Origin of the sequence: Iodidimonas gelatinilytica (genome assembly GCF_008579125.1) — a bacterium.
GTDB lineage: Bacteria > Pseudomonadota > Alphaproteobacteria > Sphingomonadales > Rhodothalassiaceae > Iodidimonas > Iodidimonas muriae.
Map to the genome: position 1 here is coordinate 247,313 of NZ_BKCL01000005.1, position 19,979 is coordinate 267,291.

The 19,979-nt window shown below is 55.7% G+C and carries 18 protein-coding genes and 2 pseudogenes; 8 read left to right on the forward strand and 12 right to left on the reverse strand.

Annotated features, from left to right (window positions below; all coding sequences use genetic code 11):
• The first annotated feature begins 29 nt into the window (after positions 1 to 29).
• The 8 genes and pseudogenes from JCM17844_RS09065 to JCM17844_RS09100 all read left to right on the forward strand — a co-directional run bounded on the left by JCM17844_RS09065 (position 30) and on the right by JCM17844_RS09100 (position 8,162).
• A complete protein-coding gene (locus JCM17844_RS09065; protein WP_150000652.1) occupies positions 30 to 935 on the forward strand; it encodes a flagellar motor protein MotB in 906 nt (301 codons plus the stop codon).
• Between the two features lie 107 nt (positions 936 to 1,042).
• Positions 1,043 to 2,899, forward strand: a complete 1,857-nt coding sequence (locus JCM17844_RS09070; RefSeq protein ID WP_150000653.1) for an SLC13 family permease — start codon at positions 1,043 to 1,045, stop codon at positions 2,897 to 2,899.
• A gap of 33 nt (positions 2,900 to 2,932) precedes the next feature.
• Positions 2,933 to 3,679 carry an arginyltransferase gene (locus JCM17844_RS09075; protein WP_150000654.1) on the forward strand — a complete coding sequence of 249 codons (747 nt, stop codon included), beginning with the start codon at positions 2,933 to 2,935 and terminating at the stop codon, positions 3,677 to 3,679.
• 285 nt (positions 3,680 to 3,964) lie between these two features.
• Positions 3,965 to 4,950 (forward strand): annotated as a pseudogene (locus JCM17844_RS09080) (TRAP transporter substrate-binding protein).
• Positions 4,951 to 4,991: 41 nt separating this feature from the next.
• Positions 4,992 to 5,486, forward strand: coding sequence for a TRAP transporter small permease subunit (locus tag JCM17844_RS09085; protein ID WP_210431695.1), 495 nt, complete (start codon positions 4,992 to 4,994; stop codon positions 5,484 to 5,486).
• A complete protein-coding gene (locus JCM17844_RS09090) occupies positions 5,483 to 7,039 on the forward strand; it encodes a TRAP transporter large permease (protein ID WP_150000656.1) in 1,557 nt (518 codons plus the stop codon). Before JCM17844_RS09085 ends, JCM17844_RS09090 begins: the two co-directional genes overlap by 4 nt.
• 82 nt (positions 7,040 to 7,121) lie before the next feature.
• The gene (locus JCM17844_RS09095; protein ID WP_150000657.1) at positions 7,122 to 7,322 is read left to right on the forward strand and encodes a hypothetical protein; all 201 of its coding nucleotides are present in this window, start codon (positions 7,122 to 7,124) and stop codon (positions 7,320 to 7,322) included.
• A gap of 117 nt (positions 7,323 to 7,439) precedes the next feature.
• Positions 7,440 to 8,162, forward strand: a complete 723-nt coding sequence (locus tag JCM17844_RS09100) for an SAM hydrolase/SAM-dependent halogenase family protein (RefSeq protein ID WP_150000658.1) — start codon at positions 7,440 to 7,442, stop codon at positions 8,160 to 8,162.
• 49 nt (positions 8,163 to 8,211) lie between these two features.
• Here JCM17844_RS09100 and parC read toward each other — a convergent pair.
• From parC to JCM17844_RS09160, 12 genes and pseudogenes are all read right to left on the reverse strand, one after another.
• Positions 8,212 to 10,460, reverse strand: a pseudogene (parC, locus tag JCM17844_RS09105) (DNA topoisomerase IV subunit A).
• A gap of 96 nt (positions 10,461 to 10,556) precedes the next feature.
• Complete coding sequence (locus tag JCM17844_RS09110) at positions 10,557 to 11,423, reverse strand: phytoene/squalene synthase family protein (RefSeq protein WP_150000659.1); 867 nt, start codon at positions 11,421 to 11,423, stop codon at positions 10,557 to 10,559.
• Entirely contained in the window at positions 11,420 to 11,980 is a 561-nt protein-coding gene (locus JCM17844_RS09115) for a gamma carbonic anhydrase family protein (protein ID WP_150000660.1), read from the reverse strand. The genes JCM17844_RS09110 and JCM17844_RS09115 overlap by 4 nt, the downstream gene beginning before the upstream one ends.
• A gap of 28 nt (positions 11,981 to 12,008) precedes the next feature.
• Entirely contained in the window at positions 12,009 to 13,133 is a 1,125-nt protein-coding gene (gene argC, locus JCM17844_RS09120; protein ID WP_150000686.1) for an N-acetyl-gamma-glutamyl-phosphate reductase, read from the reverse strand.
• A gap of 119 nt (positions 13,134 to 13,252) precedes the next feature.
• Positions 13,253 to 14,122, reverse strand: coding sequence for a flagellar motor stator protein MotA (motA, locus tag JCM17844_RS09125; RefSeq protein WP_150000661.1), 870 nt, complete (start codon positions 14,120 to 14,122; stop codon positions 13,253 to 13,255).
• A gap of 181 nt (positions 14,123 to 14,303) precedes the next feature.
• Entirely contained in the window at positions 14,304 to 14,834 is a 531-nt protein-coding gene (locus tag JCM17844_RS09130) for a PAS domain-containing protein (protein ID WP_150000662.1), read from the reverse strand.
• Between the two features lie 196 nt (positions 14,835 to 15,030).
• Entirely contained in the window at positions 15,031 to 16,026 is a 996-nt protein-coding gene (locus JCM17844_RS09135; protein ID WP_150000663.1) for a methyl-accepting chemotaxis protein, read from the reverse strand.
• Positions 16,002 to 16,277, reverse strand: coding sequence for a hypothetical protein (locus JCM17844_RS09140; protein ID WP_150000664.1), 276 nt, complete (start codon positions 16,275 to 16,277; stop codon positions 16,002 to 16,004). Before JCM17844_RS09140 ends, JCM17844_RS09135 begins: the two co-directional genes overlap by 25 nt.
• A complete protein-coding gene (locus JCM17844_RS09145; protein ID WP_150000665.1) occupies positions 16,274 to 16,804 on the reverse strand; it encodes a PAS domain-containing protein in 531 nt (176 codons plus the stop codon). Before JCM17844_RS09145 ends, JCM17844_RS09140 begins: the two co-directional genes overlap by 4 nt.
• Before the next feature lie 149 nt (positions 16,805 to 16,953).
• Positions 16,954 to 17,574: a redoxin domain-containing protein gene (locus JCM17844_RS09150; RefSeq protein ID WP_150000666.1), complete on the reverse strand. Its 621-nt coding sequence runs from the start codon at positions 17,572 to 17,574 to the stop codon at positions 16,954 to 16,956.
• A 9-nt stretch (positions 17,575 to 17,583) separates the two neighbouring features.
• Complete coding sequence (locus tag JCM17844_RS09155) at positions 17,584 to 18,678, reverse strand: protein-disulfide reductase DsbD family protein (RefSeq protein ID WP_150000667.1); 1,095 nt, start codon at positions 18,676 to 18,678, stop codon at positions 17,584 to 17,586.
• The gene (locus JCM17844_RS09160) at positions 18,561 to 19,760 is read right to left on the reverse strand and encodes a protein-disulfide reductase DsbD domain-containing protein (protein ID WP_150000668.1); all 1,200 of its coding nucleotides are present in this window, start codon (positions 19,758 to 19,760) and stop codon (positions 18,561 to 18,563) included. The genes JCM17844_RS09155 and JCM17844_RS09160 overlap by 118 nt, the downstream gene beginning before the upstream one ends.
• Positions 19,761 to 19,979 lie beyond the last annotated feature (219 nt).

Genomic DNA, 19,979 nt, shown 5'->3' on the forward strand with positions numbered 1-19,979 from the left:
CCTCTTGAGCAGTGTTGGCGGAGCATTTCGTGGCGAAAAAAGACGATCAAAGACCCATCGTGATCAAAAAGGTCAAGAAAGGGGGCGGCGGCGGTCATCATGGGGGGGCCTGGAAAGTCGCCTATGCGGATTTCGTCACGGCAATGATGGCCTTTTTCATGCTTTTATGGCTGCTCAATGTGTCTGATAAGGAAACGCTCGAGGGGTTGGCGGACTATTTTTCGCCGTCTTCTGCCAGTGTGAGCGGCACCTCCGGTTCCGGCAAGCCTTTGGCTGGCACAGCCATCGGATCTCAAGGCGCCCTGGATGCCAGTTCGTCCATCACCCAGATCAAAGGGCCGCCCCCTTCAGCGCAAACCGATGCGGACGATCAATCGCAAGCAGAAGACAGCTCCGAAACGCCCAAGGCAGATTTTGCAGATAAATTGCAAGACGGGGCGATGAACGCCTTGGAAGAAACCCTGCGCCAAGCCATTCAGGATTCTCCCGAACTGGCCCAGCATAAAGACCAGGTGTTGATCGAGCAAACACCGGAAGGCGTGCGAATCCAGATCACCGACAAGGATGGCCGGTCCATGTTCCGCGACAGCACTGCGGATCTGTTTGGCTATGCCCAGCGCCTGATACGGGAAATCGGGGCCATTGTGTCCACCTTGCCCAACCGCATTGCCATTATGGGCCATACCGATAGCGGGACATATGGCGCGGGCAGCGATTACACCAACTGGGAATTATCCGCCGACCGCGCCAATTCCGCACGGCGGGTGCTATCGCGCACCGGTGTCAGCTCTGATCGCTTTTCCGAAGTCACCGGAAAAGCCGCCACGGAACCGCTCTATCCAACAGACACGTTCCGTGCGGAAAATCGTCGCATCACCATTTTGGTGCTCCGCGAAGCCCCTGTGGTTTCCCCCAGAGCCAGCGGTGCCCGTTAAAAACTTGTCCCTCACTTAAAAACAACTCTCTGGTGCCAGCCTGTTGTGACGCTATACTGTGCGTCTGCCTTTCTTGAGGGCAAAACCGGGGAGCCTTTTTTCGTCCTATGATCGCAGCCGATCCATCCATACAAATGTGGATCACCTTTGCGGTGATCGCCTTCGGCATGGTGCTTTACGCCATTGATCGAATTTCCATGGAACTGTCATCGCTGGCGATCATCGTCGCCTTGCTGATCGTGTTCCAGATTTTCCCGATTACCGATCCCGCATCCGGCGACCAGGCTGGCTCTGTCAAAGCCTTGATCGCCGGATTTGCCGACCCCGCCCTGATGGCCATTCTCAGCCTTTTGGTCATGGGACAGGCATTGGTGGTTTCGGGCGCATTGGATGAACCGGTGCGCCGATTGGTGGGGCCCGCCACATCTTCACCGCGTTTAGTCCTGTTTAGTGTTCTGGCCATTGTCTTGCTGTTTTCCGGCTTTTTGAACAACACGCCGGTGGTGGCCATTTTCATCCCCATCCTGAATGCCCTTGCCGGCAAGATGAACATGAACCCCAGCCGGGTGATGATCCCGCTTTCCTATGCGGCCATTCTGGGCGGCAATCTCACCCTTATCGGCTCCAGCGCCAATCTGTTGGTGGCCAGCAGCTATGCCCATATCACCGGAGAAAATCTGGGCTTTTTCACCATCTTTCTTCCCGGCCTGATGCTTGGGGTTGTCGGCTTTATTTATGTGGCCTTCATCGCGCCGCATTTGCTGACGGACAGAGCCACCATGTCCTCGCAATTCGGCGGTTCCTCCAAGCAATTTCTGGTGCAATTGGAAGTCACCTATGGCGGCGCACTGGAAGGGCTGAAGGCCACCTCCGGCCTGTTCCCCGGTCTGACCGATGTCACCATCCGCTGCATCCGCCGCGATGATGAAGTGCTGTTACCGCCCTTTCACGATATGTCCTTGTTGGCCGGCGATACGCTGGTGGCGGCGGCCACCCGACAAAGCCTGACCCAGATGATGCTGAAATCGCCAGAGCTTTTAAGCGGGGCGTGGCATACCGGCGGCGTGGGCGGTGCCTCCGATAGTGGCGAAGGGCCGTTGCCCGGCCGGGAAAGCATGATGGCCGAAGTGATGATCGCCCCGGCCTCGCGGTTGCAAGGCCGCACGCTGGAACAGGTGGGATTTCGCTCTTTGACCAACTGCGTTGTTCTTGGCATCCAGAGACGGTCGCGGATGATCCGATCACATACGGCGCAATTGGTCTTGGAACCGGGCGATGTTTTGCTTTTGATTGGCAGCCGGAACGACATTCATGCTTTGCGCGGCAACCGCGATCTGCTGTTGCTGGAATGGTCCGCCTCGGATTTCCCCGCCGAACGCAATAGCGGCGTGGCCATTGCCATCTTTGCCACAACCATAGCACTGGCCGCCTTTGGTATTCTGCCGATCGCCGTGGCAGCGATGGGCGGCGCGCTGGCCATGATCGGGTCAAGCTGTATCAATATCCGTCAAGCCTCCAGAGCCATCGATCAAAAAATCATCATGATCATCGCCGCGGCCCTTGCCATGGGCCATGCGATGGCAGTGACCGGCGGGGCAAATTTTATCGCCGATAATGTCATTGCGCTTTTGGGCGATGCCTCTGCCTTGGTGGTGATTTCCGGCTTTTTCCTGTTGGTGGCGATCTTGACCAATGTGTTGTCGAACAATGCCACAGCGGTGCTGTTCACCCCCATCGCCATTTCCGTGGCACAGCGCATTGGTGTGGAGCCGGAAGTCTTTGTGATTGCCCTGATTTTCGCGTCGAAATGCTCTTTTGCCACCCCCTTTGGCTATCAAACCAATCTGCTGGTGATGGGGCCGGGGCATTACCGTTTTCTGGATTTCGTAAGGGCGGGCCTGCCGCTGACCGTGATCATGTGGTTGACCTTCACCGCCATTGCGGCATTCTATTATGGCTTTTGATCCTGTATCCACGTCCAGCAAAAGGGAGCATTCATGACCGACCAGTCCATGCAGTTCCCCCGCTTTTACGTAACGGCATCATCGCCCTGCCCGTATCTGGACGGCCATGAAGAACGAAAAGTCTTCACCGAACTCTCTGGAAAAGGTGCGCACGCCCTGAATGAAGCCCTGTCACGGGTGGGATTTCGCCGCAGCCAATCCGTGGCCTACCGCCCGGCCTGCGATCATTGCAATGCCTGCATTTCCGTTCGGGTTGTGGCCAATGCGTTTCTTCCATCCAAAAGCATGCGCCGCACCGGAAACCGCAATGCGGATCTTCAGATATTTGAAGAACCGGCCAAAATCACCGATGAACAATTCCAGCTTTTGAAAGCCTATCTGGAAGACCGGCATGGTGATGGCGGCATGGCATCTATGGATCGGCAAGAATTTGCCGAAATGGTAGAAAACAGCCCCATCGAAACCATGCTGGTGGAATACCGCCTGCCGCCCAAAGCCGATGCCCCCGAAAACACCGAAGATCGCGGACAGCTGGTGGGCGTGGCTCTGACCGATATTTTGTCCGATGGCCTGTCGATGGTTTACAGCTTTTTCAACACCGATATGGCCCGCCGGTCCCTTGGCACCTTTATCATTCTCGATCATATCCAGCGCGCGAAAAGGCGCGGGCTGCGCAATGTGTATCTGGGCTATTGGATCGAAAAAAGCCCGAAAATGGCCTATAAATGCGCGTTCCATCCCCTTGAAAAGCTGGGGGCGGAAGGCTGGAAATCCATGTGACAGGACAAGACTTTTCTGTCTTGAACGGCCTGTCACATCCCTTGCACCCGGCGCTCACCTGCTTATAGTCAAATCTGTTTTTGCCAGCATAGGGGCGCAACTTTTTTGATGGGTGATTCTACAAACAAAGGCATAAACCGCCGCACGGCGCTTAAATCGGCGGCAGGCTTGGGCGCTGCGGCCACAGGTGCGGGCTTGGCGGCCGGGCTGGTCTTGTCCGGACAATCCAAAAACATCAGCCGCTCGGGCCCCGCCCTTCTCGGTCAGGCATCCCGCACCTTGCGTATGGTCACCACATGGCCCAAGAATTTCCCCGGCCTTGGCACCGGAGCTGCGCGGCTCGCCCAACGTATCAGCGATGTTTCGGGCGGCACATTGGCAGTGCAGGTTTATGCTGCGGGGGAATTGGTCCCTGCCCTGTCGGCCTTTGATGCGGTAAGCCAAGGCAAAGCGGATCTTTATCATGGCGCGGAATATTATTGGCAGGGCCGTTCGCCGGCCTTCAATTTTTTCGCCGCCGTTCCCATGGGGCTAACCGCCAGCGAGATGGAAGCATGGATCCGTTTTGGCGGCGGGCAAGCCTTGTGGGATCGCCTCTCGGCGCGGTTCAATATCAAGCCTTTCATCGCCGGGAATACCGGCGTGCAAATGGGCGGCTGGTTCAAGCGCCCCGTCGATACTCTGGAAGATTTCCGCGGCTTGCGCATCCGGATGCCGGGGCTGGGCGGTGAAGTGATGCAACGTCTGGGCGCCACCCCCGTCACCAAGCGGGTGGTGAACTGTTCCAGGCATTGGATCAGGGCAATATCGATGCAACGGAATGGGTTGGCCCATGGAACGATATGGCCTTTGCCTTCCACACCATCGCCAAATCCTATTATTATCCCGGTATCCACGAACCTGGAACCACATTATCCATGGGGGTCAATCTATCATTATGGAATGATCTGGACGATCGGGAACGGGCGATCATTCAGGATTCCGCAACAGCAGAATCCCTGACCATGCGGTCGGAATTCGAACATAATAACGCGCTGGCTTTGGAACGGTTGATTGAAACAACCGATGTCAAATTACGCCGCTTTTCCGATCCCGTTTTAAAGCGAATGGCCGAAATCAGCGAACAGGTATTGGCCGAAGTGGCCGCCTCTGATGCCTTCACCGCAGAGGTTTATGAAAGCTTCAAAACCGCCCGGCGCAGGGGGGGGCGCTGGGGAGAAATTTCCGAACAAGCCTTTGCCGCCGCCCGTGCTTTTTCCACCAATAAATGACCAGAAAAGAACCATATCCCCGGCTCCATGCCGTCATTAGGTTGCTTGACCGTTTCAATGAAGCCATCGGTCATGCTTTGGGCTGGGCGGCGCTGGCTTTGGTTCTGGTGCAATTCATATTGGTTCTAAGCACCGCTGTTTTTGCACAAGGCTCTATCTGGCTTCAGGAATCGCGCCTTTATATCAATGCCCTGATTTTTCTTGGCGGCGCGGGCTATGCGCTTTTGCATGAAGATCATGTGCGGGTGGATCTGTTCTACCGGACAGCCGATCCCGTCGCCCGTTCATGGGTGGATTTTCTGGGCAGCTTTATCTTTCTGATGCCTTTCCTGTTTCTTATCTGGTGGGCGGGCCTTCCTTATGTTTTTGAAAGCATCATCAGCAATGAAGGGTCTTTGGAAACTGGCGGGCTGCCCTTTGTGTATCTTAAAAAAGCTCTGATCCTGATGTTTGCCGCCACCCTGAGCCTACAAAGCATTGCCTTGATTTTGCGGGCGGGCCTGCGCCTGTTTGATGACAACGAGGCCGCCATATGAGCAGCGCCGGTACCGCCCTTGTCGGCTTTATGTTTCTGGCCTTGCTCGGCTTTTTGCTTACCGGCTTTCCCGTCGCCTTTGTGCTGGGGGGCGTGGCGCTGGTTTTTGCAGTCATCGGCCTTGTATTCGGGCTTTTGGAACCGGGCTTCATCTTGCTGATGCCGGACCGCATCTATGGCCTGATCCAGAACGAGCTGTTGTTGGCGGTGCCTTTGTTCATCGCCATGGGCGTGATGCTGGAAAAATCGCGCGTGGCAGAAGATTTGCTGGATTCCATGGGGCGGCTTTTTGGCCCACTGCGCGGCGGACTGGGTTTTTCGGTGATGATTGTGGGCGCGCTCTTGGCGGCATCCACTGGCATTGTGGGGGCCACGGTTGTCACCATGGGAATGATGTCGCTGCCGGTGATGCTCAAGCGCGGCTATGATCCTGCCCTTGCCACCGGGTCCATCGCTGCGGCGGGCACATTGGGGCAGATCATTCCGCCTTCTATCGTTTTGATTTTGCTCGGTGATGTGCTGTCCTCTGCCTATCAAGAGGCACAAAGGGATATGGGCATCACTGCGCCCGATGCCGTCTCTGTGGGAGAGTTGTTTGCAGGGGCTTTATTGCCCGGTCTGGGGCTGGTTGGTCTTTATTTGCTCTATCTGATCGTACAGGCGATTTTTCGTCCCAAATCCAGCCCTGCCATGCCGCCTGCCGATGGAGAGCTGTTCAATCGCCAAATGGTCGGGCGTCTTTTGGGAGCCTTGTTGCCGCCGGTTCTTCTGATCATTGCTGTGCTTGGCTCTATTCTTGGCGGCATTGCCACCCCCACCGAAGCGGCGTCCCTCGGCGCTGTGGGAGCAATTTTCCTTGGGGCCGCCCGCCTTGGATCTGGCCGGAACTGGCCCTTGATATCCGCCATCGCCGCCTTGATTTTGGTATTGGGGCAAAGCGCTCTAATTGGCCCCGCCACCCAAGGTATGCCGCTGATCTTTGCTTTCGGGCTGTGTGCCATTGCCGGATTTGGCCTGTTTCTGGCCCTATGGCGTTTGTGGAAAGCCAAAATTTTGGCTCCTGTGATGCGGTCCACCGTTCGGGTGACGGTGATGATTTACACCATTCTGGTGGGCGCTGCGTTGTTTTCCCTGGTGTTTCGCGGTTTGGGAGGCGATCACAGCATTGAAGCCGCCTTGGCCAATCTGCCCGGTGGGACAACAGGCGCCCTGATCACCGTTATGCTGGTGATGTTCGTCCTTGGCTTCTTCCTCGATTTCATTGAAATCACCTTCGTGGTGGTGCCGATCGTTGCCCCTGTGCTGTTTGTCATGGGGGTAGATCCGGTATGGCTGGGGGTTATGATGGCCATGAATTTGCAAACCAGTTTTCTCACGCCGCCCTTTGGGTTTGCCTTATTCTATTTGCGCGGTGTGGCCCCCGATTCCGTCAAGACCGGTGAAATTTACCGCGGGGCTTTGCCCTTTGTCGCTATCCAGATCATCGGCTTATTGCTTTTGGCCCTGATACCGGAATTGGCCACATGGCTTCCTGCTATGCTTTACAACAATTAACCCAAGATATTGTAGCTGCGTGATATTTTTGACACCTATTTGTCACAAATACGCGATAATATGGGCATATAGGGAGGCAAAAATGCTCAATATCTTTCGACGTAAGCACACAGACCCGGTCACCGAACCAACCGATGCACTGGAAGGCGGCGATAGCTTGACGGACATCGTGATCCGTTCGGGGCTCACGGCTGTGGAAGCCGAGGCGCTTTTGCAACCAAGCGGCACAACATCTGATCGCCCATCGCTTGATATGGTGCGGGCAGCGCGCAGCGTCGCTTGAAGACGCGGCCTTGGAAAATCTATCGGGACATGGGGAGCTCCTTTGCGTCTTTCGCTTTGCGAGCGCCCATGTTCTTTTGAATAATTCAAGGCTTAAACCACTATTCGGCAGTGCCTTATGATCGTTCTTTTTACCGATTTCGGCTGGAATGGCCCTTATGTGGGGCAGATGAAAGCGGTTCTTGCCCAGCGCGCCCCGAATATTCCCATTATCGACCTGATGCATGATGCTCCCACCTTTTCTCCGCAGGCCGCATCCTATCTTTTGGCAAGCCTTGTGGATGATCTGGCGTGGGATGCCGTCATCTGCGCGGTGGTGGACCCCGGTGTGGGCGGCCCACGCCCGCCGGTAATGGTGGAAGCCGATGGACGGAAATTTATCGGCCCCGGCAATGGATTATTTGAAATGGTGCTCCGCCGCGCGCAGGAGCATCGTGCGGTCTATCGCCTGACCCGCGCGCCGGTGCGGCTGTCCGCATCCTTTCATGGCCGCGACCTGTTTGCCCCTGCCGCCGCCGCTTTGGCCATGGGGGAAACGCTGCCCCTAGAAGAATTGAAAGATCCCATGCCCGGCGGCGATTGGCCCGATGATCTGGGCCGCATCATTTATATCGACCATTATGGAAATGCCATGACCGGCATCAATGCGGACCGGTTGGGGGATCGCTGTCTGATGGTGGGGGGCAAGCGCTTGCCGCGGGGCCGCACCTTCACGGATCATCCCCCCGGCATGGCCTTTTGGTACGCCAATTCCTGCGGCTTGGCAGAAATCGCTGTCACCCAGGGAAGCGCCGCACATATGCTTGATCTAGAGCATGGCAGCGCCGTTTCGCTTGCCTGAGCCTTGACTTTAAAAAGCCCCGACGAAACCGCCGGGGCCCATATCTTTCCTAACCACTAAAACGATTGCTTCTTGGGAAGCCTGTGGGCGGCAGGCGGCCAGCGCCAGCGCGTTTCCCAAGCCACAAGGCGATATCCGGCTCCGTGCGGGTGCGGCCTTGCGTTCCCCCCATAGGCCAGCTCAGCCCTTCCGCAGCATTCAGCAACCGAATGTCGGCCATGCCGCCATCTTTATAGCGTTGCAGCATCACACCGCGTCCGCGTGCCATCACCGGCAGTTCGTCCACGGGGAACAGCAAAAGCTTACGGTTCTCGCCAATAACGGCAACGGTATCGCCATCAACAACCAGACAATGGGTGGCCCGCACGCCCTTGCCCACATTCATCAATTGCTTGCCGCTACGAGTAGAGGCCACGGCCTTATCCGCCTCGGCCCGAAAGCCCCGCCCTTCCGATGAAGCCAGCAGCAATTCGCTGCCCGCTTTATAGGGCATCAGGGCAACGATTTCTTCTTCCCCATCCAGGTCCACCAAAAGCCGCAAGGCCTCTCCATGGCCGCGTCCGCCGGGCAGTTTGTCCGCAGGCAGCGTGTGCATCCGGCCAAGGGACGTGAAGGCGAAAATCTTATCGGTGGTATAGGCATGGAAGCGGAAGCGTTCTTCATCGCCTTCCTTGAAATTCAGTACGCTATCGGGCGCATATGCCCCTTCAATGCCCGCAGCCAGCCGCGGCGCGAACACACCACCGTCACCGGCTCGCGTTCGATCATCGCTTCCATGGGCACCACATCCAATATCGGGGCTTCACCGAAGCCGGAGCGGCGGCGGCCTTCAATTGTATCGGAACCGAAACGATCCTTTATGCCTGAGAGTTTTTCCCCGACCGATATCCATTGGCGTTCCGATGAAGCCAACAAGCCATTGAGCTGTGCCTGCTCCGCACTGAGTTTTTCATGCTCGGTACGGATTTCCATTTCTTCCAGCTTGCGCAAAGACCGCAGCCGCATATTCAAAATGGCTTCCGCCTGCACATCATTCAGAGAAAATGTGCGCATCAACTCCGCTTTGGGATGGTCTTCTTCGCGGATAATGCGGATCACTTCATCCAGATTGAGATAGGCCTTGAGATAACCATCCAGCACCTCAAGCCTATGGGCAATTTTTTCCAGCCGGTAGCGCGTGCGGCGTTTCAAAACATCCAGCTGATGGTCCAAAAACGCTTCCAGCGCCTGCCCCAAGGACAGAACACGCGGCGCACCATCCAGATCAATGACATTGAGATTGAGCGAGGCGCGCACCTCCAGGTCGGTGAGCTTGAACAAGCTCTCCATCAGGATCTGCGGTTCCACATTGCGGCTTTTTGGCTCTAGAACCAGCCGGATATCTTCGGTGGATTCATCGCGTACATCCGCCAGAATGGGCAATTTCTTATCATTGATCAATTCGGCGATTTTCTCGATCAGCTTGGATTTCGCCACCTGATACGGAATTTCCGTGACCACGATCTGCCATGTTCCATGGCCGATATCTTCCCGTTCCCAGCGGGCGCGGGTCCGGAAAGCACCGCGTCCCGTGCGATAGGCCTGGGCGATGCTTTCACGGGATTCCACAATGATACCGCCGGTGGGAAAGTCCGGGCCGGGCACCCGATCCACCAATTCTTCATCCGTTACCGGACCGCGCCGCCCCAGCCGTGCTTCTATCAGCAATTGCAAGGCATCGATCAGTTCACCGGCATTGTGCGGGGGAATGGATGTGGCCATGCCCACCGCAATCCCCGCCGCCCCATTGGCCAACAGATTGGGAAAGGCACCGGGGAACACCACCGGCTCTTCTTCTTCCCCGTCATAGGTACGGCGAAAATCAACGGCATCTTCGTCCAGCCCCTCCATCAAGGTGGCGGCGATAGCGGTCATGCGTGCTTCGGTATAACGCATGGCAGCAGGATTATCGCCATCCACATTGCCGAAATTGCCCTGCCCGTCTATCAGCGGATAACGCACCGCAAAATGCTGGGCCAGCCGCACCAGTGCATCATAAACCGCCTGATCCCCATGGGGATGATATTTACCGATCACATCCCCCACCACGCGGGCACATTTTTTATAACCGGTGCCGGGGTCCAGCTTCAAAAGCCGCATGGCATACAACAAGCGGCGATGCACAGGCTTCAAGCCATCGCGCACATCGGGCAATGAGCGGGACATGATCGTTGACAAAGCATAGGCCAGATAACGCTCTGACAATGCGGTGTCGAACGGGGTTTCAACGATATGATCGGATGTGGGTTCTGTACTCATATGCCAACTATAACAGCCTCAAAGCGCATTGCGACAGCCTAAGAATCATATCTATCAAGCAATTTTTCCAAATCCATAATATGGGCGGCAGAGCCCCTAAAACCGGCCCCGCAGCACGGCCCAGAACAGCTTGAGCTGACGGGTCAACGCCCCGCGATCGAAAGGCGCCGCAAAAGGATCATCCCCCGCATGGGCCAAACGATCAAGATAATCGCGGGCCAGCACTGCCAGCAACATGGGGCTGCGGGCCTGGGCAGGATAGCTGCCGTTTTGTGTTCGGGCTTTGCGGATGGCTTCCTGCGCCGCATTGGCAATACGCCGAATGATGGGGATCATGTCCGGTGAGAACTGGCCGCGATAAAGACTTTCAGGAGCAATGCCCGCCTCTTCCAGCGCATCTTTGGGAAGCGTAATGCGCTGCATGGCTGCCTGAAAAGCCAGCGCCCGCAAAATTCCGGTCAAAGCCCAGGCCCGCCCCACAGCATGGGCTGCCGATAAATGCGCCTCGTCCTGCGCACCACACAAAAAAGCGGCCATCCGATTCAACGCCCCGCCGGTCTGATCCGCATAGGCCAAAAGCCCGTCAAAATCCACCGGGCCTTCATCATAAAGTTCGGCGGCACGGGCATCGATCAGGTCGATAAACACCGACCGGTCCGGCTTATGACGTGCCACCAAATCTGCCAAGCCCGCCACCACCGGATGCTTACGCGCAAGGCCGTCATAAATCCCTTCAATGCTTTCGCGCCACCATTGCAGCCGGATTTCTCCCATCATCGGCTCCGACACCCGTTCACGGGTTTTGCCGATTTCATGGGCGAAGGCATAAAGCGCCGCCAGATCCTCGCGCATATGGGGGGCGGCGAATAACAAGGTCAGCCAGCGATCATGATCGTGGTCACGCACGATTTCAGCACAAGGGCTCAGGCCTTGCGTTTTGGCTTGCGGCACGGCTTCGGTCATTGATCGTCCTTGCCATCCCGTTGCTGCGCCTCGGACAAATAGACCTGCGCCAATTCCGCATAGCCCAGAACTCCTTGGCGATAAGCGGCGATTTCCGCATCTTCCAGCACCCGAACCCGACGCGCCGGACGGCCCATCCATAATTCTTTTGCGCCAATACATTTACCCGGCGAGAGCAACGACCCCGCCGCCAGCATGCCATCTTCCTCGATCACGCAGCCATCCATCACAATGGATGACAGCCCGACAAAGCTGCGATCTTGCAAACTGCACCCATGGATCATCGCCATATGCCCGATCAGCACATCATTGCCGATATGGGTGGGATGGGTTTTGCGCGACACATGCACCACCGTGCCATCTTGAATGTTGCTGCCTTGTCCCACGCGAATGCTGTTCACATCCCCCCGTAAAACGCAATTGAACCAGATGGACGACCCCGCGCCAATTTCCACATCGCCAATGATCCGCGCCCCCGGTGCCACATAGACATCATCGGCAAGCTGTGGGCTGATGCCCCGAAACGGCAAAACCGTGCCACCACCATGATTGGTCATCTGCAAAACAGCCCCGTTCTTAAGAGGGTCAAGGGAAAAGTGGTGCCTGCATCAAACCGGTGGTTTCCGGCAGACCCAGCATCAAATTCATATTCTGCACCGCCTGCCCCGATGATCCTTTCACCAGATTATCAATGGCAGCCACAATGATCGCGCGGCCCGGAATACGATCTTCAAATACATTGAGCACGCATAAATTCGACCCGCGCACATGGCGCGTGGCCGGCGCAACACCGGGGTCCAGCACCCGAACGAAGGGTTCTCTGGCATAACGGTCTGCCAAAATATCGCGCAAATCATCCGCGCTTTGCCCCTTGGCCAAGCGCACATAAATGGTTTCCAGCTCACCGCGATTCATCGGCACCAGATGCGGTGTAAAGCTCAGCCCCACCTCCTGGCCTGCCCGTTTTGCCAGTTCCTGTTCCATTTCCGGCATATGGCGATGATGGCCGATACCGTAGGGGTGCATGGCTTCCGCCACCTCGCAAAACAACATCGATTCCTTCAGGCTGCGTCCGCCCCCTGTCACCCCCGATTTGGCATCGATAATAATGTCAGATGCGTCGATGGCTTGCGCCTCCACAATCGGCAACAAAGCCAGCAAGGCCGCGGTGGGATAACAGCCCGGACAGGCAACAAGCGCCGCCCCACGTACCGCATCGCGGTTAAATTCCGTCAGCCCATAAACAGCGGCGCTTTGAAATTCCGGAGCCTGATGGGCGCGGCCATACCATGTTTCGTAGCTATCGGGATCTTCAAGGCGGAAATCAGCCGACAGATCAACAATCTTGATATCCCGGCGCACCGCCGACACCAGATCTTCGCGCCGTTCAATCAGCATTTCATCCAGCAAGCTGTGGCCGGTTGCATGCAGCAAGCCCTTCACCACTTCTTGCGTGGTAGCATGCGGCAAGGCGCAAAATACCAGATCCAGATCCAGCGCTGGCCATTCCACCTCATCCAGACCAATCAGATCCGGCAACCCCAGATGCCCAAGATGGGGGAACACGTCGCCCAAGGGACGCCCGGCACTGCGGCCCGCCACCAGCAACGAAATCTCTATATTGGGATGGGTGGAAAGAATGCGAACAAGGTCGGCACCGGTATAGCCCGATGCGCCCAAAATACCGATACGGAATGTCTGTGTGCTCATGCCGTGCAGACTATTGCGCTGCAGCGATTTGGACAAGGGAAAGCGCAAGCCCTGCACGCTTTTTTCACCACTCACATATCATGGCGTGGTTGCGTTGAGCTGTGCGCCAAAAGCCCGGCTTAAAGATCCGGCGGCAATTCGGCCAGCGCATCTTCCAGTTCAGCAAAATCCGGCTGATGCTGGGCGGGCACATTGCGCCGCCCGATTTCAACGGAAATCTGTGGAGCATTGCCATGCAAATGCGAAATCAGCACTGTTTTGATGATATTGAAGAATTGGCTTTCTTCATTAAGCACTTGCCCGAAACGCCCCGCAATGGGCGCAACCATCAAATAAGACAGGAAAATTCCCAAAAAGGTGCCAACCAAAGCGCCCCCCACCATGCGCCCAAGCACTTCGACCGGCTCGTTGATGGCGGCCATGGTTTTGATAATCCCCAACACCGCCGCCACGATCCCCACGGCAGGCAAGCCATCGGCCATGGTTTGAAGCGCATGTTGTGGTTCATGCTCTTCTGCATGATGGCGCTCCAGATCCTGATCCATGGCATCTTCCATCTGATGAGGATCTTCGAAATTCATGGTCATCATGCGCAAATAATCGGCAATAAACGCCACCACATGATGATCCGCAGCGATTCTGGGAAAGTTATTGAAGATCTTTGATTCTTCTGGCTTCTCGATATGCTGCTCAATGGCCACCACGCCTTTGGAACGCATGGTTTTGATCAAAACGAACAAAAGGCTGAGCAGGTCCACATAATCCTGCCGTTTCCATTTTGCGCCTTTGAAGGCACGCCCCATCCCGCTAAGAGATTTCTTGATCACGCCCATGGAATTGGCGATCACAAACGCCCCGAGCGACCCGCCGAGAATAATCATCAATTCGAATGGCAGTGCGTGAACGATGATCTCCATCTTGCCGCCGGCAAACACATAGCCGCCGAACACCATGAAGAGCACGACCACAAAACCGATAATAAGAAACATGCCCGAATCTGCCTTAAAGATGCCTATCAGAAGATGACCGAGAGCCACCTTCCAAGAGTGGTTCCTGCCGTCACCACTATCAGCAAACAGGCTTAAGAAAGGTTAAATACAAAGGATTTAAGGCTAAACTCCAAAGTCTGCCCCGCCTATCCCGAATATTTTTCCGGGCGCTTGAAAAGACTCATCCAACCGCCCGTTCATCGGACGCATAGGAAAAAACAAACTCGTCCAGCGTCATACCGGCGGCCTTCAATTTGTCGTTCAAAAGCCCTTCACCGGCGGCAAGCCCTTCTTTCCGCCCGCCTTGCGCCGCTTCAACAGCGCATAATTCCCGGTACAGGCTGGTCATATCGGTGATGGCCGCACGCTCGGGGGCGCGGCGGTTGGAATGATAACCAACCACCCGGCCAGTCTCGCCAAATGTTGGCGTTACATGGGCAAACACCCAGTAATAATCGCCGTTTTTGGCGCTGTTCTTGATATATGAGAACACCTCTTTCCCGTCACGGATATGATCCCAGAGCACTTTGAAGATGGTGCGCGGCATATCCGGATGCCGGATGATATTATGAGGTTTATCAAGGAGTTCTCGCTCCTCATAATCCGCTATGCTTAAAAATGTCCGGTTCGCATACTGGATGCGCCCCTTGGTATCCGTTTTGGAAACGATAATGTCATCCTGAGCAAGGATGCGTTCCGAACCCATCATCATGATTGACCCTTCAATTCATAACAATCTAGCAACCCCTAAGAGCAGGATTGCCAAGCCCGGGTAACCATTTCCTTAAAAAATCATGAAACTTGATGGTATTTTCCGCCAATCCAAGAAACACATGCCCCCGATACGGGCGGCAAAACCAGCATCCGGAACCGCCGAAGACACATTAAAGGATAGGAGATCCCCGCGCTTAGGCCTTCTGGATCATATGTAGGAAATCCTGCGTGCGGTCGCTGACATCTGTGGATTGCGCTTTTACTGCACGGGCGGCTTCCAAAACATCATTTGAACCGGCCCCCGCCGATTCTGCCGCCTTGCGGATATCGGTGATGATCAAAGCCACTTCTTGAGAGCCTTCCGCCGCCTGCTGCAGATTTCCGCCAATTTCATCCGTTGCCAAAGATTGCTCATCCACCGCGCTATCGATCGCCCCGATCACCTCACCCAAGGAGCTGACCTGCGCCGCAATGGCCTGAATCGATTGGCTGGTGCTGGATGTGGCTTTCTGCATATCCTCAATCTGTCGGGCGATTTCCTCCGTTGCCTTGGCGGATTGGCTGGCCAACGCTTTCACCTCGCTGGCGACAACGGCAAATCCCTTGCCCGCTTCTCCGGCGCGGGCCGCTTCAATGGTGGCGTTCAGGGCCAGCAAATTGGTCTGATCGGCAATATCACGGATGAAGGACACCACCTTTTCCACACTGCCCGCAGCCTTTTCCAACCCTTGAACCGCCGTTTCTGCGGCCCTCACATCACCACCGACATTTTCCACAACCGATGTGGAATTCTGGCTTTGACGTTTGATTTCAGAAATAGACGCCGTCAATTGTTCGGAACTGGCGGCAATCATCTGGGCATTAGAGCTTGTTTCTTCCGCTGCCGCACTCACCGCAACGGTTTTCTCAAGCGCCTGAGATGCCTCGTCAAACATCCGACGGGCCGTGTTTTCCATGGTATCCGATAGATCCAGCAAATTTGTAATGGCTGAAGACAATTGCGTTTCAAACCGCTTTGCCATGTCTTCTCTTTGCGCCTGGCTTGCCTCTTCCATGCGGGCCATTTCGGCGCGGGCATTATCGATATCGACAGCCCCATCGCCAAAGGACCCCAGCATACCGCGACGCATGAAGCGCCGATAATAACGCCCTTCGCTCGCCGCCTTTAGCGTGCCGCGGGCTTCACGCATGAAGCATCGGTCATATCCAATAGATGGTTCAGAGCATGCATGGACTGTGCGCCCGGCCCATCTTCGGGGATATCAATCAAACGGGCTTCCAAATCGCCCGCAGCAGCAGCCAGACACACCTTTTCGATGCGTTGGATAGCCGCATCGGATTGCCGGCATTCCGCTTCCAATTCAGCAATGCGGGCCTGCAACTTTGCTACGTCCGATCCGCCGCCGGTCGCCAATTTTCCTGCGCGTTTAAACAAGCTCATGCCGCAGCCTTTTCATTGGATGCAAAAGAAAACACAAACTGGTCTATGGTTTGGCCCGCTGCCGCCAGCTTTTCATTCAAAAGCGCTTCGCCGGCAATCAATCCTGCCTTGCGATCGCCTTGCGACGATTCCTGATTGGAAATCTCGCGGTATAATTGCTCCATCTCGGCAATCACAGGGCGATTGGGCGCACGTCTGTTTGAATGATAGCCGATAATCTGGCCATTGCTGTCGAATGTTGGCGTCACATGGGCCAGCACCCAGTAATAATCGCCATTTTTTGTGCCGTTCTTGATATAGGTGAACAGCTCATTGCCAGAACGGATACGATCCCAAAGCACTTTAAAAATTGTTCGCGGCATGTCGGGGTGTCGGATGATATTATGAGGTTTTTCAAGAACGTCTCGTTCCTCATAATCCGCTATGCTTAAAAACGTCCGGTTTGCATAATGAATGCGCCCCTTGGTGTCCGTTTTAGAAACGATAATATCGCCCTGAGCAAGAACGCGCTCTGCCCCCACCGCCATTGCACAAATTCCTTTGTGAGAGGCTACTGATATGTAGCGTGCTTCAAGATCTTAATTTTCACCGGAAATATCACGCAATGATTTAATTTTTCCTTAAATCTCTCGTCATTGCACATATTTTACACGTAATAATTGCAAAAAATAGCGTATCAAGACCCGTATTTTACCGAGCAGCCATAAGGCTGGGACGAGGCTTTTGCCACCGGACGGCCCGCTTTCAAATCCTCATAAGCGGCCAGAAGATAGTTTGTCGCACCTTCAACGCTGGAGTGGCGGGCCGAAGGGCGATCATCGATCGCCCCCGCATAAGCAAGCGTACCATCGCTGTCGATCAAGAACATCTCTGGCGTGGTGCGCGCTCCATAAAGCCGCCCCAAATCCCCATGAGGATCAAGGATGATATGATCCGTATAAGATCCATGCCGCGCGGCAATGGCATTGGCTTCATCAGCGGTGGCATAACCCTGCTTGCCCGGAGCCGAAGAGATAATGGAAACCCACACCACATCGTCTTCGGTGAGTATCCGCTGGGTTTTTTGCATATTTCCGGTTTCGTAGTGCTTGGTCACGAAGGGACAGCCATCATTGGTCCATTCCAGAACAACCCGCTTTCCGCGCAAATCTTCCAGAGAAATGACGTCTCCCATGGTTGTCTTGGCGGAAAATACAGGCGCTTCCTGCCCCGGCTCCGGAGCGGCGCGCACAGCCGTCATTGAAGCGAAAGCTACCATAGAGGCTAGGGCCAAGCGTCCGAAAATATTTTTCATCATGTGTTCTCTTCAGGAATTTTCCATGGCAAAAATCGACAACAATGTGCCTGGCGTCAAGATCTGTGGCAAGATCTGCGGTTCGGCCATCGTGCCATCATAATAGACATAAAGCGGCACCCCATTGCGCCCGAATGACGCCAGCGCCTTTGCGATCGCATCATTCTGGTTGGTCCAGTCTGCCTTCAGCACCGCGATAGACTGTGCCTTCACAGAAGCGATCACATCGGGATCGGCCAAAGCCACCCGCTCGTTCACCTTGCAGGTGATGCACCAATCGGCGGTGAAATACACAAATACGGCTTGGCCATTCGCCTGTAGCTCTGCCACTTTTTCAGGGGACCAATCCGCAACGCCCATCGCCGTTTCATAAGAGGCGGCGTCTTGCCCGCCCTGTTGGCCAGCGACAGCCCCCGATTGATGCTGCGCCAGATAGCCGAGCGACATCAGCATGACCGCCAACACCGCCAAACCGGCAACAAAGGACATGATCCGCGCCAAGCGCCCTGCAGGGCCAGCCACACGCCAAAGCCACAACAGAAAGCCAAGGGCCACCAGAAGCAAAAGCGCCAGCCCGATACTATCCGCGCCGCCTTGGCGGGCCAGAACCCATAGCAGCCACACCACCGTCAAAAAGATGGGGAAGGCAAGCAATTGACGGAAAACAACCATCCACCTACCGGGATGCGGAAGCAACCGCCGCAGCGGCGGGAAGAAAGAAACCAGCAGATATGGCAAGCCCAATCCGGCCCCAAGGCTGAGGAAAATGGCCACAGCCACCGGCACTGGCTGGATCGCGGCAAAGCCCAAAGCCGGGGCCATGAAGGGCGCTGTGCAGGGCGTGGCAACGATGGTGGCCAAAACTCCTGTGAAAAAAGCACCACTGATGCCTTTTTTCTCGGTCAGGCTTTGGCCGATGCCGGAAAACCGTCCGCCAATTTCAAACACGCCCACAAGGTTAAGCCCCAATGCAAACAGCACCATCACAATCAATGTAACGATGACAGGCGATTGCAACTGAAAGCCCCAGCCAATCGCTGTGCCGGTGGCGCGCAAAGCCAAAAACACAATGGCAATGCCCAGAAAGCTGACCAGAATTCCGGCCATATAGCCAATCCGTCACGCCGGGCCGCAACATTTCCTTCGCCATGGGCTTTGATCAGGGAAAATGCCTTCAAGGACAAAACCGGGAACACGCAGGGCATCAAATTAAGCACCATCCCGCCCAAAAGCGCGAAAAGAATCGCTTGCCCCAAGCCCAATTCAAGGCCGGAAAATCCCCCCGCATCAGCGGGATCGGGAACGCTTAATGACGGGTCCATCACAATGGGCACATCAAGGGCAAAGCCTTCCCGTTGGCCCGCCGCGTTGGTCAGAATCAACACGCCGGCCGCGCTGTCCATCGAGGGTGCATGACCGGACCGCGCCACAGAAAGAGTCAGGCCATCGGGGCCGGATGTGGCAATCTGCGTCCCGGCATAATCAATCAGCCCGCTGGTAACAGGAAAGAAATAAGCGTCCGATGCCATGGACACATCATCCGGCGACATGGCGATTGTCACCGCAAAAGCATCCTGGCTCATCCGGGCCGATGCCTGCCAAGGCGCATCATGTGGCAAGGCCGCCCGCGCTTTGGCAAACAGCTCGGCCATGTCCGGCGTGACCGACCCCTTACCGGGAATCATCTTGAAGGACAGATCCGCAAATTCAGGGATGCACACCTCTTCGCAAACCAGCCATTCAGCAGACAGCGCCAGATCAAAAGCCTGATCGGGCAGATCCGCGGGCGGCATGACCCTGACCAAAAGATCCTGCGGCGCTTCATAGCCATAGTTCATCAAAGGGCCCACAGGAATCCGGTGCGGCAAAGGATAAAGCGGGCTTTCCACCGTCCAGCCCGCAGGCAAGGTCCAATCGAATGTAGGGGCTTTTCCCGAATCGCCGTAATTCTGCCAATAGGTATGCCAGCCCTGCGCCGGAATGAAACGCAGGGACAACCACAAGGGCTGGCCCGCCGCAACGGTGGTCCGCTCGGCATAAATCTCGAGCCGGGAATTGGGATTGCTGATCTCTGCCAGAGGTTGGGCGGCCATGGCCCGATCCAGAGGCACGAAAAGACTGGCCAGAGAAAGTCCCAGTATCGCCATCGCAAACAGGGTCGCCTGTACCCGCATCACCAACCGCATCATCACTTCTCACATATTGGCACAAGCTGTATCTCTAACACAGCCCATCACAACAGATAGTAACGAGTGCGTTAGAAGCCAGCCACCCGCACGTCTGATGCCATAGATCGTCGTTTTTTTTGCATGCAACGCAACGCCATCCTCTGCCCCATCACCACAAGCACGGCGTTTATCATAACATATAACAAAAAGGCCGCCCTCCAAGAGAGCGCCTCAGACTGC

Excerpts from the sequence above, each read along its gene's own strand:
- JCM17844_RS09070 (WP_150000653.1), top strand. The coding sequence starts at position 1,043 with ATGATCGCAGCCGATCCATCCATACAAATGTGGATCACCTTTGCGGTG.
- JCM17844_RS09075 (WP_150000654.1), top strand. The coding sequence starts at position 2,933 with ATGACCGACCAGTCCATGCAGTTCCCCCGCTTTTACGTAACGGCATCA.
- JCM17844_RS09090 (WP_150000656.1), top strand. The coding sequence starts at position 5,483 with ATGAGCAGCGCCGGTACCGCCCTTGTCGGCTTTATGTTTCTGGCCTTG.
- JCM17844_RS09095 (WP_150000657.1), top strand. The coding sequence starts at position 7,122 with ATGCTCAATATCTTTCGACGTAAGCACACAGACCCGGTCACCGAACCA.
- JCM17844_RS09100 (WP_150000658.1), top strand. The coding sequence starts at position 7,440 with ATGATCGTTCTTTTTACCGATTTCGGCTGGAATGGCCCTTATGTGGGG.
- JCM17844_RS09110 (WP_150000659.1), bottom strand. The coding sequence starts at position 11,423 with ATGACCGAAGCCGTGCCGCAAGCCAAAACGCAAGGCCTGAGCCCTTGT.
- JCM17844_RS09115 (WP_150000660.1), bottom strand. The coding sequence starts at position 11,980 with ATGACCAATCATGGTGGTGGCACGGTTTTGCCGTTTCGGGGCATCAGC.
- argC (WP_150000686.1), bottom strand. The coding sequence starts at position 13,133 with ATGAGCACACAGACATTCCGTATCGGTATTTTGGGCGCATCGGGCTAT.
- motA (WP_150000661.1), bottom strand. The coding sequence starts at position 14,122 with ATGTTTCTTATTATCGGTTTTGTGGTCGTGCTCTTCATGGTGTTCGGC.
- JCM17844_RS09130 (WP_150000662.1), bottom strand. The coding sequence starts at position 14,834 with ATGATGATGGGTTCGGAACGCATCCTTGCTCAGGATGACATTATCGTT.
- JCM17844_RS09135 (WP_150000663.1), bottom strand. The coding sequence starts at position 16,026 with ATGCGTGAAGCCCGCGGCACGCTAAAGGCGGCGAGCGAAGGGCGTTAT.
- JCM17844_RS09140 (WP_150000664.1), bottom strand. The coding sequence starts at position 16,277 with ATGAGCTTGTTTAAACGCGCAGGAAAATTGGCGACCGGCGGCGGATCG.
- JCM17844_RS09145 (WP_150000665.1), bottom strand. The coding sequence starts at position 16,804 with ATGGCGGTGGGGGCAGAGCGCGTTCTTGCTCAGGGCGATATTATCGTT.
- JCM17844_RS09150 (WP_150000666.1), bottom strand. The coding sequence starts at position 17,574 with ATGATGAAAAATATTTTCGGACGCTTGGCCCTAGCCTCTATGGTAGCT.
- JCM17844_RS09155 (WP_150000667.1), bottom strand. The coding sequence starts at position 18,678 with ATGGCCGGAATTCTGGTCAGCTTTCTGGGCATTGCCATTGTGTTTTTG.
- JCM17844_RS09160 (WP_150000668.1), bottom strand. The coding sequence starts at position 19,760 with ATGATGCGGTTGGTGATGCGGGTACAGGCGACCCTGTTTGCGATGGCG.